This window comes from Afipia sp. GAS231 (assembly GCF_900103365.1).
In the GTDB taxonomy this organism is placed as follows: Bacteria; Pseudomonadota; Alphaproteobacteria; order Rhizobiales; family Xanthobacteraceae; genus Bradyrhizobium.
The window spans coordinates 7362764-7376492 of sequence record NZ_LT629703.1 but is presented as its reverse complement, the minus strand read 5'-3'; the positions used below and the strand labels follow the sequence as shown (position 1 = coordinate 7376492).

At 62.9% G+C, this 13729-nt stretch carries 17 protein-coding genes; 8 read left to right on the top strand and 9 right to left on the bottom strand.

Annotated elements, in window-relative coordinates; translation table 11 throughout:
- Positions 1–49 precede the first annotated feature (49 nt).
- From BLS26_RS34680 to BLS26_RS34665, 4 genes are all read right to left on the bottom strand, one after another.
- Entirely contained in the window at positions 50–778 is a 729-nt protein-coding gene (locus BLS26_RS34680) for a hypothetical protein (RefSeq protein ID WP_244541789.1), read from the bottom strand.
- Between the two features lie 512 nt (positions 779–1290).
- Entirely contained in the window at positions 1291–1560 is a 270-nt protein-coding gene (locus tag BLS26_RS34675; RefSeq protein ID WP_371360721.1) for a hypothetical protein, read from the bottom strand.
- A 115-nt stretch (positions 1561–1675) separates the two neighbouring features.
- Positions 1676–3208, bottom strand: a complete 1533-nt coding sequence (locus BLS26_RS34670) for a hypothetical protein (RefSeq protein WP_244541788.1) — start codon at positions 3206–3208, stop codon at positions 1676–1678.
- 378 nt (positions 3209–3586) lie between these two features.
- Positions 3587–3778, bottom strand: a complete 192-nt coding sequence (locus tag BLS26_RS34665; RefSeq protein WP_092517139.1) for a hypothetical protein — start codon at positions 3776–3778, stop codon at positions 3587–3589.
- 123 nt (positions 3779–3901) lie between these two features.
- On the opposite strand from BLS26_RS34665, the gene BLS26_RS36445 reads away from it, so the two are divergent.
- The gene (locus tag BLS26_RS36445; RefSeq protein ID WP_172804758.1) at positions 3902–4066 is read left to right on the top strand and encodes a hypothetical protein; all 165 of its coding nucleotides are present in this window, start codon (positions 3902–3904) and stop codon (positions 4064–4066) included.
- 222 nt (positions 4067–4288) lie between these two features.
- On the top strand, positions 4289–4705 hold the full coding sequence (locus BLS26_RS34660; protein ID WP_157676678.1) for a septal ring lytic transglycosylase RlpA family protein: 417 nt from the start codon (positions 4289–4291) through the stop codon (positions 4703–4705).
- Between the two features lie 694 nt (positions 4706–5399).
- On the opposite strand, the gene BLS26_RS34655 is transcribed toward BLS26_RS34660, so the two are convergent.
- Together BLS26_RS34655 and BLS26_RS34650 are read right to left on the bottom strand one after the other, a co-directional pair.
- Positions 5400–5642 (bottom strand): hypothetical protein, encoded by a 243-nt coding sequence (locus BLS26_RS34655; protein WP_157676677.1) that lies wholly within the window; start codon positions 5640–5642, stop codon positions 5400–5402.
- A 204-nt stretch (positions 5643–5846) separates the two neighbouring features.
- Complete coding sequence (locus BLS26_RS34650; RefSeq protein WP_092517131.1) at positions 5847–6041, bottom strand: hypothetical protein; 195 nt, start codon at positions 6039–6041, stop codon at positions 5847–5849.
- A 211-nt stretch (positions 6042–6252) separates the two neighbouring features.
- On the opposite strand from BLS26_RS34650, the gene BLS26_RS34645 reads away from it, so the two are divergent.
- Positions 6253–6462, top strand: a complete 210-nt coding sequence (locus BLS26_RS34645) for a hypothetical protein (protein WP_092517129.1) — start codon at positions 6253–6255, stop codon at positions 6460–6462.
- Between the two features lie 87 nt (positions 6463–6549).
- On the opposite strand, the gene BLS26_RS34640 is transcribed toward BLS26_RS34645, so the two are convergent.
- Positions 6550–6732 (bottom strand): hypothetical protein, encoded by a 183-nt coding sequence (locus BLS26_RS34640; protein WP_092517118.1) that lies wholly within the window; start codon positions 6730–6732, stop codon positions 6550–6552.
- A gap of 120 nt (positions 6733–6852) precedes the next feature.
- On the opposite strand from BLS26_RS34640, the gene BLS26_RS34635 reads away from it, so the two are divergent.
- The 5 genes from BLS26_RS34635 to BLS26_RS34615 all read left to right on the top strand — a co-directional run bounded on the left by BLS26_RS34635 (position 6853) and on the right by BLS26_RS34615 (position 10804).
- On the top strand, positions 6853–7209 hold the full coding sequence (locus tag BLS26_RS34635) for a DUF6481 family protein (protein ID WP_092517116.1): 357 nt from the start codon (positions 6853–6855) through the stop codon (positions 7207–7209).
- A 446-nt stretch (positions 7210–7655) separates the two neighbouring features.
- Entirely contained in the window at positions 7656–8678 is a 1023-nt protein-coding gene (gene dctP, locus BLS26_RS34630) for a TRAP transporter substrate-binding protein DctP (protein ID WP_092518987.1), read from the top strand.
- Positions 8675–9247 (top strand): TRAP transporter small permease, encoded by a 573-nt coding sequence (locus BLS26_RS34625; protein WP_092517114.1) that lies wholly within the window; start codon positions 8675–8677, stop codon positions 9245–9247. The genes dctP and BLS26_RS34625 overlap by 4 nt, the downstream gene beginning before the upstream one ends.
- Positions 9244–10602, top strand: coding sequence for a TRAP transporter large permease (locus tag BLS26_RS34620; protein WP_092517113.1), 1359 nt, complete (start codon positions 9244–9246; stop codon positions 10600–10602). The genes BLS26_RS34625 and BLS26_RS34620 overlap by 4 nt, the downstream gene beginning before the upstream one ends.
- Positions 10603–10606: 4 nt before the next feature.
- Positions 10607–10804, top strand: a complete 198-nt coding sequence (locus BLS26_RS34615) for a hypothetical protein (RefSeq protein ID WP_092517111.1) — start codon at positions 10607–10609, stop codon at positions 10802–10804.
- Here BLS26_RS34615 and BLS26_RS34610 read toward each other — a convergent pair.
- Together BLS26_RS34610 and BLS26_RS34605 are read right to left on the bottom strand one after the other, a co-directional pair.
- On the bottom strand, positions 10801–11712 hold the full coding sequence (locus BLS26_RS34610) for a hydroxymethylglutaryl-CoA lyase (protein WP_092517109.1): 912 nt from the start codon (positions 11710–11712) through the stop codon (positions 10801–10803). The two genes, BLS26_RS34615 and BLS26_RS34610, sit on opposite strands and share 4 nt — an antisense overlap.
- Positions 11712–13724: an acetyl/propionyl/methylcrotonyl-CoA carboxylase subunit alpha gene (locus BLS26_RS34605; protein ID WP_092518985.1), complete on the bottom strand. Its 2013-nt coding sequence runs from the start codon at positions 13722–13724 to the stop codon at positions 11712–11714. Before BLS26_RS34605 ends, BLS26_RS34610 begins: the two co-directional genes overlap by 1 nt.
- Between the last annotated feature and the right edge of the window lie 5 nt (positions 13725–13729).

The window sequence follows — 13729 nt, the reverse complement described above, 5'->3', positions numbered from 1 at the left end:
GGGGTGATGATTGCCCGACGCCGATGTGCGATCGTCGGGCAATGGTGCATCAGAATTGACCTGGCGGCAGCTTGAAGACGTCGGGGCTCTTGGCATCCGCGACGTAGAACAGCAGCAATCCCGTCGGCGTCAGGATGCGCTGGTTGTTGTCCTTGGTTTCCATGGTGCCCTGGAGCAGCAGCATCACGGTGCGATCCTTGCTGTCGCTGCCGCGGAACATCAAAAGCCCGCCATTGACCGGCGTGTTCACGGCGATGCTGTCCGGCTTGAAGCCCTCGCTGAGGAAATGCGCGCGCAGGATGTTGGCGTTGGAGAAGATGCGCTCGGGCGTCAGCGCGGCGTCGGTCTGTTTCGACCAGACCACGCCGACCTGAATGAGGGTCTTGGATTTGTAGCCGAGGACGTAGGAGATTTCCGCGGTGCCGCCGTTGGCCAGCAATTCCGGCACCGTGACCAGCAGACTGCGGGTCAACTCGGCCGGGTTATCCTGCACCTTCACGGTGTCCGGCTTCGAACCGAAGTCCTTGGTGATTGCCGCGCGGAGATCGGCTTCATTCATGCCGAAGTTCGCCGAGCGGAAACCTTCAATCGCAGCCTTCGAGTCGGTCGGCGCCGCTGCGGGTGCCGCCGCGGCGGCCGCGGCCGGCGTTGATTCTGCGGCGGCGGCCGCGGGCCTCGGGATGGCGCCCTTTTGCTTCGTGCCTTGAGCAAAAGCCGGTGTGAGGGCCAGTACGCCAGCAACGCAGCAGGAGGCCCACCAGACCGACGCGCGTTGCATGGGATTTCGCCCGCTCGGGCAATTCTGATTCGTCATGTGCAAGTCAATCTCGTTGGGAGCTGCTGGAAATTTCACGGTTCGAACGATTTTCGGCCAATATTGTCGGACGGTAACGCATTTTTAACAATACTCACATCTATGATCGGTGCAATTAGCTCTTGATTTTCAAACGCTTTTCGTCCTCGCCGCCTTCTGCCGTCCTGCCTGCGCCAAGGTCGGCCCGAGGCGAAAACCGCCACATTCTGGGCAGTTCGGTGGCCGATTCACGACACCCGTGTGATTACGGGCTGCGTCGACTGAAGTCTGTAAATGGTGGTTCACACGGCTGACCATTTTCGGTGGCCGCCTTGGCGTTGACGCCAAGCGCCTACTGCCGGTTGCAATTCCGCATAAGAAAATCAAATAACGCGAGTATTGCGTGGCGCGACACCCGACGGGCCTCGGGCGTCATTCCTGAACGATTGCGGGGAAAGCTTGAGCGACGCGTGCCACCTGGTCCGGCTCGCCGTCCGTCAGCCTTGGCCGATCGCGCCCCACCTTTTGCCGAACACAGGCGAACTCGCCTGATCGATTTTCCAGTCGAAAAAGTCGTACTGGCCCGACCACGCGTGGACATTGCTCCCGCACACCTCGCAACTGAAGCTGCCGGAATGCTTGTCGGGGTGGTGCTCCCTGGTCGCGGTATAGGGTAACCCGCAATTGGGACAGCTAAAATATTCGGTGGTCCAGATGCCGCTTGCCATGACGCGATTATGCGAAGCATCGCGGACGTTTTCCAGCACAGCCGCTCGCCACCGTTAGCCCGCTCTTAACGTCGTGGATTCTTCCCCCATAATGGCCGTTAACGAACGGCGGCGCACAAGCCTTCCGCTGCCCAAGCCTGAGGCCTTCCCGCTCCTACGCCTTCCCGCACCAGGGCAGTTGCAGCAGCGGCAGGTACTGCATCCGCCATTCGCAGATGCCCTCGGGTCCCCTTCGCGCAAAGCCGTGTTTGACGGGTTCGGCCTGGCCGACCACGACATGCAGCGTGATCAGGATGGCGCCGATGGGAAACGCCAGCCGGTGAAATCGCAACGTATTCATCCGGTCCAGCAGCACGGCGCCGGCGATGATGATGAAGGGATCGGTGAAGATGAAATATTCGTCCTTGAGGCCGCGCCGCATGCCGACCGTATCGATAGCGAACCCTGACAGCATCAACACGGCGGCCTGCAACGCCGCCTGCTTCTCGCCACGGCGCCATGCATAGACGATACCGGGAACGACGAGCCAGATCAGGAAAACCGCCGTTCGCGGCGAACTGGAAAGGAAGAACGTGTAACGCAGCAGCACGCGGCCGCCGTCCAGCGCCAACAGGCCGAGCATGGCAAACGGTCCGCCACCGCCGCCGGACAGCGGCGACAGGTCGGCAAAGCCCAACATCCGCTCCAGCGGATTCATCACGGTGACCACGTTGGCGTCGTAGTAGGAGATGTCGAGCACCAGAAGTGCGGCACATAGCCCGATGACGAGCGCGAACATTCCCGCGACGCTCTCGGCAAAACTCACTTTCCAGACGGTGGAGAACGCCACCATGGCAACCACCGTCCACGCCAGTAAAGCTGCCTGATAAAGCCCTGGCGTGCCGGAAAACAGCGGCTTTGCAGGTAAGGTCGCGGCCATGGCGATCGGATCGAAGCCGGTTCGGATCAGGGGCAGAGTTACCCAGAGGATCACTAGCGCGGTCACGGCCAACGCCGTTGCCGCAAGCCATCGTCGCGGATCCTGCTTCCAGAATGACGTGCTGGTGCCCGTCGCGGATCCGAACGGCAGAATCATCAACGGGAGTGCGGCGATCGGCAGTATCGCGTGCACCTTGTTCTCCAGGCCCAGCATGCACAGGAAGGCGGCAAGCGCCAGCACCAGCGGTCGCCCGTTGGTGGCCCGTCTTGCCGCGAGGACCAGGATCAGGAATGCAAACAACACCAGCGGCGCCGCGATCAACTCGGTTCGCATGATCCGCATTTGCATGGCGAGCGCACCTGATGATGCAAAGGCGAAGGCCGCAATCATGGCAAGCCGCCGGTCGTGAACGATCCGGCGCATCAGCACCGCAAATATCAGCACGACCGCAATCGCCAGCCAAAACGACAACAGACGCCCGGCGCGGACGGCGCTGGTCATGGCTTCATCAAAAGCCGCCGCACTGGAAGATGGAATCGCAGACAGCTTCCACGCATCCAGCAAGCCGAATTGATGCAGAAACCGAAACCAGCCTTTGACCAGGAGGATCGTGAAATACGCCGGATGGTCGAAGTAAAACTGTGGCTGGCCGTCGTTCATCAGGAAGACGTTGTAGACGACCATGAAGTCCATATCGGCATTGCGCCAATAGACGATGAAATAACCAACCAGAAAAAACGACGCCGCCAGCAACGCGACGATGAGCAAGAGGCCTCCGTTCCAGCTGAACGGCGACAGCCTCCTGTAAGCATCAGATCCTTGGGAAGCCTCTATTTGATGAGCTTCGGGCCTATCGCAGGAATCCGGCTGGAATCGCGGACCGTTCGAAGCCTCGGCGTTCACAGGCTGTATGGCGACATACATAGAAACAAACCGGAAGGAGGCAGTAAAGCGGCGAAACTAGTCGAGAATTTTTGGCGTGTAAATCAACGCACGTGGGTAAGCCGCTTCTCGGCGCCCGCCTGTCCACTGCAAAAGCATGTCCACTGCAAGAGAAGCGGACTTCCTGAAACTGCCGCGTGTACCGAGGCATCCGTTGCGGTGCAGGACCGGCTGAAGCTACCGGCCTGCAAATGTCCAGCGCGCTCAGCCACCCTTCTTCACGACCTGATATCCGTTGGCCGCCAGATCCTGCAGGATCGCCCTGGTGATGTGCGCGCTCTGGTCCGGCGCGATCCTTTCGTAGTCGAGGTTCGGACCGCCGTCGCCCTCGGGATATTTGATGAAGGCGCTATGAATGGCGTTGGTAATCAATGTTTCGATAGCCTGCTCAGACATTTGGCCTCCCGTCTATGCGCCGAACATAGCACAACACGGCTTGGCTGACCGCGCTTTCTTCCGCGACGCCTTCAACGGAACCTACGTCTTGCAAACGGGTTGTTCTGACCAAAGGAGCCCCAGATGACAGACAACAAGAATCCGAACCAGACGCAGCCAGGCGAACATCCGGAAGGCGAGTACCACTACAATCCAGGCAATCAGTCGGGCAAAACCGCCAAGGTCGTTCCCAAGGAAGAAGCCAACGAGAACGACGCGCCGCACCGCGAGCGCCCTAAACGCGCATAGGCGTTTTTGCCGTCTTACCTGCGATCGACGCAGACCCGCAACGCCGGCCTCGCATCATCTTTCCCGCAAACTCCCGGCCTTCCGAACAGGACGCCGGGAGTTTTGTTTCCCGACTTGGCGCAATGCCGCCCAAACGCCGCCACGCCATCGCCAAGGTCGAAAGCGACTTTCAGCCAACCTCCGGAAGGGCCCATCGGGTCCGGCAACAGAATGTTGGGAGTCATGGCAGGGCATCGGCACGGCGAAGACAACGGCGTCTCGAAGCTGCGGCTTGCAGCCCTGGCGCTGGCATTGACCTCTTCCCCGGTCTACGCCGACACCTTTCAGGAGATGTGGATGGGCCGCGTCGCCCGGCCGCCCGCCGACAATGAGGAAGCCTCGGTTTACTGGGAAGACACCTGGGACGCACGCGGCAAACACTTCAAGGCCAACGAGGTTTCCTGCGCGCATCGCACCGAGGCGTTCGGCACCATCTTCGTCGTCACCAATCTCGATAACGGCAAGACGATCAAATGCCCGGTGCAGGATCGCGGCCCCTACGCCCGCGGCCGGGTGCTGGATTTCTCGCTCGGCGCGGCGCGCCAGATCGGCTGCGACGGACTATGTCGTGTCACTGTCCGGCGCGCCGGTTACGAATAGGCGCGCCCTGCGACAAAATAGCCCGACGGGCAAATCACCAAACGTCTGCCCGGACATTCATGTCCAGCCCTCCGCGCAAAAATATTTCCGTTGCAACGTCGGGCAAATCAGACGTTTAACTCCGCTTGTCTCCCGCGATGAGAGGGCGCTCGCGATCGTCACGACGTGCGGTGAGATGCGGTGGACGCAGGGTCACGACTGACGAGCGTGGCCACCAGCGTACGGCGAAATCGTTTGGGTCCGACGCCCCGGTGCTGGCGTCAAGTCGGCGGAAGCGAAAGCTGACGTCGATGATGGTGGCAAGAAAGCCGGTCACCAGGACGAAATCGTATAAGCCGTAAACCCATTGCGCAGGGAAGGCCTGGTGTTGCCAGCTGAACCTGTATGCTCATGTGCACATTCTTGTTTGCAGACACGCACATGAGACCGCGGGTGCAGCGCGCATCCGGTCTTCCCTGCGCCCTCTATTTTTCGAGGGCCAAGGTTTTCTTGCAAAACTCCGGGCGCATCGCGCCGCGAGATCGCGAAAGTGTATCTATTCGTCATTGCGAGGAGCGACTTGTCCGCCGTAGCTCGAAGAGCGAAGGCGGAAGCGACGCGGCAACCCAGCGTGCAGAAAGAGTGGATTGCTTCGCGGAGCCTGTCATCGGGCGGCGCTTCGCGCCGACCCGTTGGCTCGCAATGACGACAGCGCTCACACCCGCGGCCGGCGGCACTCCCGTGCCACGCGAACGATCGCGCGGTCGGCCTGCGACACCCGCCGGCAGATCGTGAACACGAATGCCAGCCGGCTGCACTGCCACTCCGGACCGAGCGTGGCGCTCTGGACCGGCTCCGGCGAAGTCAGTCCGATCGCAACCAAGGCTGCGACGCAGGCGAGCGAGATCAAAGCCAATGTGAAAACGAGGTGTTTGCGGGTCCACCAATTGTGGGGCATGGCGGTCCTCCTGTTCGGACCCCGCCAACATAGGATCGCGCGGCCCGCCCCGATGTGAACCGCATCACAGTCCGTTCGGTCTCCCGATTTCGTGATTTCGGCAGGCCCCACCAGGCATCAGGCCCCCGCCGGGCTTCAAGCTCCCGCCAGGCTTCAGGCCCCGCCAGGCCTCAAGACCCGCCAGGCCTCAAGACCCGCCAGGCTTCACTGGGCCGGCTGGATCACGTTGCAGTTGGTGCGGCCGGACATCAGGCAATCCTGCATCTTGCTGGCGGCGGTCAGGTCGTGCGCCAGCCACAGCCCGACGGCCAGCATGACAGCCGCGATCAACAGTCCGGCGATGGCACCGCGGCGGTTACCGCCCTCTTCCGGATCCGTCATGGTGTCATCGCCTTCCATAGCGTTTTCGAGCGAAGCATGGCCTCGGACTTGATCCGGGGGCGGATGCCGGTTCGCATAAAGAAAACGCGTCAAAACAAGAAACCGGCGCGCCGGCAACAGTTCGAAGAGAAGTTACATGCGCTCTGTATAACCGTCGCAAATCCGTTGCACGCGGACATGCCTTGATCGACACTCCGTTTTTGAGACTGAGCGTGCGCGGGGGCGTGCCATGAGTAAGCAGGAAGCGGGCTACGATTACCATCGTTACAAGCAATTGCTGGCGGAAGCGGTCGACGAGACCAAACGGCTCGAACTGATCGACCAGTTGATCAAGGAAAAGGCCCGCGACCGGCTGGAAGCCCAGCGGACCTCGGACCGGGTGGCGATGACGGCGGTGACGGTCGCGAGGATCCTCGGCCCATCAGCGCGCCCGCGATAATTCGGCACCAAGTAGCGCGGCCAGGGCAAGCCGGCCTGCCCGCTCCGGAACCGGATCGGGTGCGGTCGATGGCCGTTGCCACTCACCTCATTTCTCGGAAGCAGCCATCACGACCGAGCCGACCAGCCCGATCAGCGCACAGGCCAGCAGGCCATATTGCAGGATGGCGACCGCCTGCCGCGGCGCTTCGGTCGCGGTGGCGATGTCGTAGAGCAGCCAGGCCGACGTCAGCCCGCTCATCAGCATCACTTTCGGCCACTTGCCGTTCATGCAGATCTCCCCTGATTTCGCCATTGGACGCTGGCATTTTGCCTTCGGTTCACTTAACCAAGGCGCGAAACCGCGCCGCCGCGCGCCTGCCCCTAAAATGAAATCGACAAGGCCTCTTTTATGAGTGGATTCAAGGAACCGAGCTTCGCCGACCGCCAGAAGGCTGCGATGCAGGCAAAGCGGGATATTCTGAACAAGTTCAAGGCAGCACCCGGACCCGACGATCCCGAGGTGAAGCGCCGCCAGGCCGAGCGCGAGGCACAGGCCGCCGCCCGGGCCAAGGCCAAGGAAGCCCGCGACGCCGCCAAGGCCGAACAGAAGGCCCTTGAGGAAGCCGCCGCCGCCGAGGAAGCCGCCCGGCTCGCCCGCGAGAAGGAAGAAGAAGCCGCCCGCCAGGCTGCCCTGGAGGCCGAACAGAAGGCCAAGCGCGACGCGCGCTATGCCGCACGCAAGGGCGGCAAGGGCAAGAAGAAGTAAGCTGGCAAGATCTGCTCGGCGCTGACGCAAAAATTCAGACTGTCATTCCGAGGCGATGCGCAGCATCGAACCCGGAAGTTCGAACTTCCGGGTCTGGTCCTTCGGACCATCCCGGAATGACAGAACGACGGACGAAGACCTTCCCTCACCTCGCCCCATCATGCTTCGAGCTTGAACGCCGCATGCGACAAGCTGCCGCCCAAGCTTGGACGCATTGTTGACGGAGTCTTTTGCGAACCCTCGCCTTACCGTGTGCGCTGCAGCATGCCCGACCTCTCTCCGGGGTCGGGAAACGGCACTTCAGGAATCCAATCAGGACTTGCCGTCGCGCGCCGCCTCGACCTATCGAACTATCAGACTAGAGCATTTCCGGGCGAAGACCGGCTAAGATGGGCTCAACGCCGGCCAGCAAAACGCCGACCAAGAACAGCATCAGGGGAGACACCATGATCACACGCCGCCACATCCTCGCATCCGCGCTTGCCGCGCCCGCCATCCTGCGTCTCGGTACCGGTACCGCGCACGCCGCGACCACGCTGAAGATCTCGCATCAGTTTCCCGGCGGCACCATCGAAAAAGGCGATTTCCGCGACCGGCTGTGCCGGCTGTTCGCCCAGGAAGTCACCAAGCGCAGCGGTGGCGAAATCGTCGGCGAGATCTATCCGAACTCCTCGCTGGTCAAGACCAACGCGCAGTTCTCGGCGATGCGCAAGGGCGCGCTCGATATCAGCCTTTACCCGATGCCCTATGCCGGCGGCGAATTGCCCGAGACCAATATCGGCCTGATGCCGGGCCTGGTCGCGACCTACGATCAGGGCATGCGCTGGAAGAAGGAGCCGGTCGGCAAGGCCTTGACCGACTTCCTCGCCGACAAGGGCATCATCCTGCTCTCCTGGGTCTGGCAGGCCGGCGGCGTCGCCAGCCGCTCCCGCCCGATCGTGGCCCCCGAAGACGCCAAGGGTCTAAAGGTCCGTGGTGGCTCGCGCGAAATGGACATGGTGCTGCAGACCGCGGGTGCCGCCGTGCTGTCGGTGCCGTCGAACGAAATCTATGCCGCGATGCAGACCGGCGCCTGCGACGCCGGCATCACCTCCTCCACCAGCCTGATCTCGTTCCGTCTCGAGGAGGTCGCCAAGGCGCTGACCTCGGGCGCCGGCGCGTCCTACTGGTTCATGCTGGAGCCGTTGATGATGTCGAAGGCGATTTTCGACAAGTTGCCCAAGAACCAGCAGGACATCCTCGTTTCGGTCGGCGCCGAAATGGAAGTCTTCGGCCGCAAGGGCGCGCAGGACGACGACGTCGAAGTCGCCAAAGTCTATGCGAAGGCGGGCGCCAAGGTCGCAGCACTCGACGTCGCGACCGTCGGCAAGTGGCGCGACATTGCGCGCGATACCGCCTGGAAGGACTATGGTGCTAAGACGGCAACCTCAGCGACATTGCTGAAGCTCGCGAGCGACGTCTCCGCATGATGCATGGTCCGCTTCCGGATCAAAAAGACCTTCCCGGCACCGCCACGAGCAACCCGCTCGTGGCGGCGCTCGGACAGGCGTTGGCGCTTTGCAACAACGTCATCGTGTTCGGCGCTGCGCTAGCGCTGATCGCGGCCTGCGCGATCCTGAGCTACAGCGTGCTCGGCCGCGCCCTGTTCCACAGCGCCAATTACTGGCAGGACGAGGCGGCGGTGTTTCTGCTGGTCGGCGCCACCTTCATGACCGCGGCCTACGTGCAAGGTCAGCGCGGCCATATCGGGATCGAGGCCTTTATCGGCCTGATGTCGCCGCGCGCTAACCGGATCCGGCTTTGGCTGGTCGATGTCGCCAGCCTCTTGTTCTGCGCGTTTTTCGCCTGGAAGTCCTGGACGCTGGCGCACGAGGCCTGGGTCGACGGCCAGGTCTCGAACTCGATGTGGTCGCCGCCGCTGGCGATCCCCTACGTGCTGATGGCGCTCGGGATGAGCCTGCTTTGCCTGCAGTTGCTGCTGCAGATCATTATTCCTTTGGTGGGCAATACTGCTTTGGTGGATAAGTCGCGCCGATGAGTGTTCTCGGAATTGGCCTCAGCTACGGTTTCGCCACCCTGTTTGCGATGTTCTCGGGCATGCCGATCGCGTTTGCGCTCGGCGCCGTCGCCGTCGTCTTCATGGCGATCTACATGCCGGCGGCTTCCCTCGATACCGTGACGCAGAACGTCTACGAGGAAATGGCCTCGATCACGCTGCTGTCGATCCCGCTATTCATCCTGAAGGGCGCGGCGATCGGCAAATCCCGCGCCGGCCAGGATCTCTATTCGGCGCTGCACGCCTGGCTGCATCGCGTTCCCGGCGGACTAGGCGTCGCCAACGTGTTCGCCTGCGCGCTGTTTGCGGCGATGGCAGGCTCCTCGCCCGCGACCTGTTCGGCGATCGGGTCGGCCGGCATTCCCGAGATGCGCAAGCGCGGTTATTCCGGCGGCTTCGCAGCCGGCATCATCGCCGCCGGCGGCACGCTTGGCATTCTGCTGCCGCCCTCGATCACCATGATCCTGTTTGCGGTCGCAGCCGAAAAATCGCTGGGCCGCCTGTTCCTCGCCGGCATCGGGCCGGGATTGCTGCTGGTGACACTGTTCGGCATCTACGCCGTATTCCGGTTCCGCAAGGAATATGCCGCGGCGCATGCGCTCTACACCGCGACCGGCACGGAAGCCGCGATCCTGCATCATGACGATTTCACCATGGCGCAGCGCTTCAGCGCGCTGCCGCGGGTGCTGCCGTTCGTACTGTTGCTCACCGGCGTGATGATCGCGCTCTATGGCGGCTACGCCACGCCGTCGGAAACCGCGGGCCTCGGCGGCCTATTGGCGCTGGTGCTGATCGCGCTGATCTACAGCGTGTGGCGGCCTTCCGACCTGGCGCCGATCCTGAAATCCACCATCCGCGAATCCACCATGCTAATGATGATCATCGGCATGTCGCTGCTCTATTCCTACGTGATGAGCTATTTGCATATCTCGCAATCGGCGGCGGAAGCGATCGTCGCGATGCATCTGCCGCGCTGGGAATTGCTGGCGGCGATCCTGGTCATGGTGGTCGTGCTCGGCTTCTTCCTGCCGCCGGTGTCGATCATCCTGATGACCGCGCCGATTATCCTGCCGCCGCTGCGTGCCGCCAACTTCGACATCATCTGGTTCGGCATCGTGATGACCATCGTGATGGAGATGGGGCTGATCCATCCGCCCGTAGGCCTCAACATCTTCGTCATCCGCAACGTCGCCCCCGATATTCCGCTCAGCGAAGTGATCTGGGGCACGCTGCCGTTCGTGCTCTTGATGATGGTTGCGGTGCTGCTGCTGTGCTTCTTCCCGGGGATCTCGACCGCCCTGCCCGACCTGGTGATGGGCCCGGACGGGGGGAGATAAGCTCTTGTCGCCGGACGACCGAGATCAAATCGCGCGGGCAGCGCTTACGCTCACAGAGAAGCAAGGAGAGCCGGAAGAGGTCGATCCCGCGGATCTTGCCGCCGTGCTTGAGGGCTTGGCACAAGCCAAACGTCGTCAGTTTGCCAGCGTCGCCGAAGTAGAAGCCGCATTCCGTCGTTTTGACCAACATTCGGATGGCTAGGAGCGCGTCGCCTGCGCCTTCGCATTCAACGCCGACGCGACGCGGCTGACGGGCGCGCGGCCGATCAACCCGCTCACGACGTTGGTCGCGGCAAGCAGCTTTGGCATATCGACGCCGGTCTTAACTCCCATGCCTTCGAGCATATAGACCACATCCTCGGTCGCGACATTGCCGGTAGCACCGGGCGCGTAGGGACAGCCGCCGAGGCCGCCGGCGGCGGAATCGAGTGCGCGGCAGCCCTCCTCCATCCCCGCATAGAGATTGGCGAGCGCCTGGCCGTAGGTGTCGTGGAAATGCATCGCGAGGTTCGCCATCGGCACATGCCCCGCCACCGCCCGCAGCAACTGCCGCGCCTTCAAGGGCGTGCCGACCCCGATGGTGTCGCCGAGCGAGATTTCGTAGCAGCCGAGGTCCCACAGCACCTTGGCGACATCGACCACCGCCTGCGGCTTGATCTCGCCCTCATAGGGGCAGTCGAGCACGGTCGAGATATACCCGCGCACCCGGACGCCATCGGCCTTCGCACGGGCCACCACCGGCTTGAAGCGTTCGATCGATTCAGCGATCGAACAATTGATGTTGGCGCGCGAAAAACTCTCGGAGGCGGCGGCGAACACCGCGATCAGTTTGGCGCCGGCGGCCTGCGAGGCTTCATAGCCCTTCTCGTTCGGCACCAGCACCGGCAGTTCGCAATCGGTGTGGTGGCTGACGCCGCGCAGCACGGCGTCCGACCCCACCATCTGCGGGATCGCTTTGGGCGACACGAACGCGCCGACTTCGACTTCCCGCAGCCCGGCGCCGATCAGCGCCTCGATGAAGGCGATTCGGTCGGCAACACTGACCGGAGTCTTCTCGTTCTGCAGGCCGTCGCGCGGGCCGACCTCGACGATGCGGACCGTGTCGCTCATCAGGCCGCCGCCGGTTCGATTTCGGCCAGCTCAACGCCCTCGCCGACGATGTCGCCGACCTTGCACTTGATCTTCTTCAAGACGCCGGCATAGGGCGCGCGCAGGGTCTGCTCCATCTTCATGACTTCGAGCGTGAGGATCGCAGCCCCCTTCTCCAGGGTCGCGCCCTCCTCGGCCAGCAGCGCCACCACGGTGCCCGGCAACGGCGCCACGATCTTGTCCTCGCCGACCTGCTCTTCAGTTTCGCCGCCGAACGGATCGACCCAATGCAGGTCGAAGCGGCCGTTGCGGGTGCGCAGATAAAGTTCGTGGCCTTCGATCACGGCAACGACGTTCGACTTCACCCCGTCGATGGTGATGTCGAAGCCGCCACCGGCATAAGGCATGATGGAAAGAACAATCGGAGCGTGGTGATCGGCCAGCGACACGGTGAACCGGCCATCGCCGTAGTGCAGCGTCACCTTCTGCTCGGCGCCCGGCGCCTGCCGCAACTGGAATACCCGTGTTCGAAGGCCGACCGGCTGCCAGCCATAGGTGCGCCACGGCGAATGCGCTTCGTTTCGCGCCGCCTGTTGCTCATCGACGATGATGGCCGCGACGGCGGCGCAAAGCTCGAGTTCGCCGGCCGGCGGCGAGGTCTCGGTCAGGCCCTTCAATTCCCGTTCGATGAAGCCGGTATCGATGGTGTTGGCGCGAACTTGGGGGTGCGTCACCAGCGCCGACAGGAACGGAATGTTGGTAACGATACCGCGAACGTCGGTCTCCTCCAGCCCGCGGTTGAGCCGCTCGATCGCAGCTTCGCGGGTCGGCGCCCACGCGATCACCTTGGCGAGCATGGCGTCGTAGTAAGGCGACACCGCGTCGCCGCCGCGATAGCCGGCGTCGATCCGCAAGCCGTCCACGGCGTCAGGCGTGCGCCAGGTCTTGATCCGACCGACCGAAGGCATGAAATTCTTCTGCGGATTCTCCGCATAGACCCGCGCCTCGATGGCATGGCCGTTCAATTTGATCTCGTCCTGCGCCAGCGGCAGCTTCTCGCCGAACGCGACCCGCAACTGCCACTCGACGAGATCGATGCCGGTGATCAGTTCGGTCACGGGATGTTCGACCTGCAGACGGGTGTTCATCTCGATGAAGAACACCTCCTTGCCGTCGGAGACGAATTCGATGGTGCCCGCGCCGACATAGTTGACCGCGCCCGCGGCTTTGCGCGCGGCGGCACAGACGGCCTCGCGCTGGATGGCATTGAGCGTCGGCGACGGCGCTTCCTCGATCACCTTCTGATGCCGCCGCTGCAGCGTGCATTCGCGCTCGAACAGCGACAGCAGATTGCCGTGGCTGTCGCCGATGATCTGTACCTCGATATGGCGCGGGTTCTGGACGAACTTTTCGATCAGCATGCGGTCGTCGCCGAACGCCGCCTTGGCCTCGCGCTTGGCGCTGACGATCGCTGCCGAAAGCTCGCCGGCCGACTTGACCACGCGCATGCCGCGTCCGCCGCCACCGGCGGACGCCTTCACCAGCACCGGGAAGCCGATCTTGTCGGCGGCCTGCGCCAGGATCGCCTCGTCCTGGGCCTCGCCGTGATAGCCCGGCACCAGCGGCACGCCGGCCTTTTCCATCAATTGCTTCGAGCCCGACTTCGAGCCCATTGCAGTCATCATCGCGGCCGTCGGACCGACAAACACGAGACCGGCATCAAGACAGGCCTGCGCGAATTCGGCATTTTCAGACAGAAAGCCGTAACCGGGATGCACGGCCTCGGCGCCGGTCTTCTTCGCCGCTTCGATCACCCGCTCGATGTTGAGATAGCTGTCGCGCGCCCGCGCCGGCCCGAGCAGCACGGCTTCATCGGCCATCGCGACATGCATGGCGTCGCGGTCGGCCTCGGAATAGACCGCGACCGTGCGCAGCCCCATGGCGCGGGCGGAGCGGATCACACGACAGGCGATCTCGCCCCGGTTGGCGATCAGAAGCGTGCGAAAACGCCGGTAGAGTTTCGAGCGGTCCATCTGCA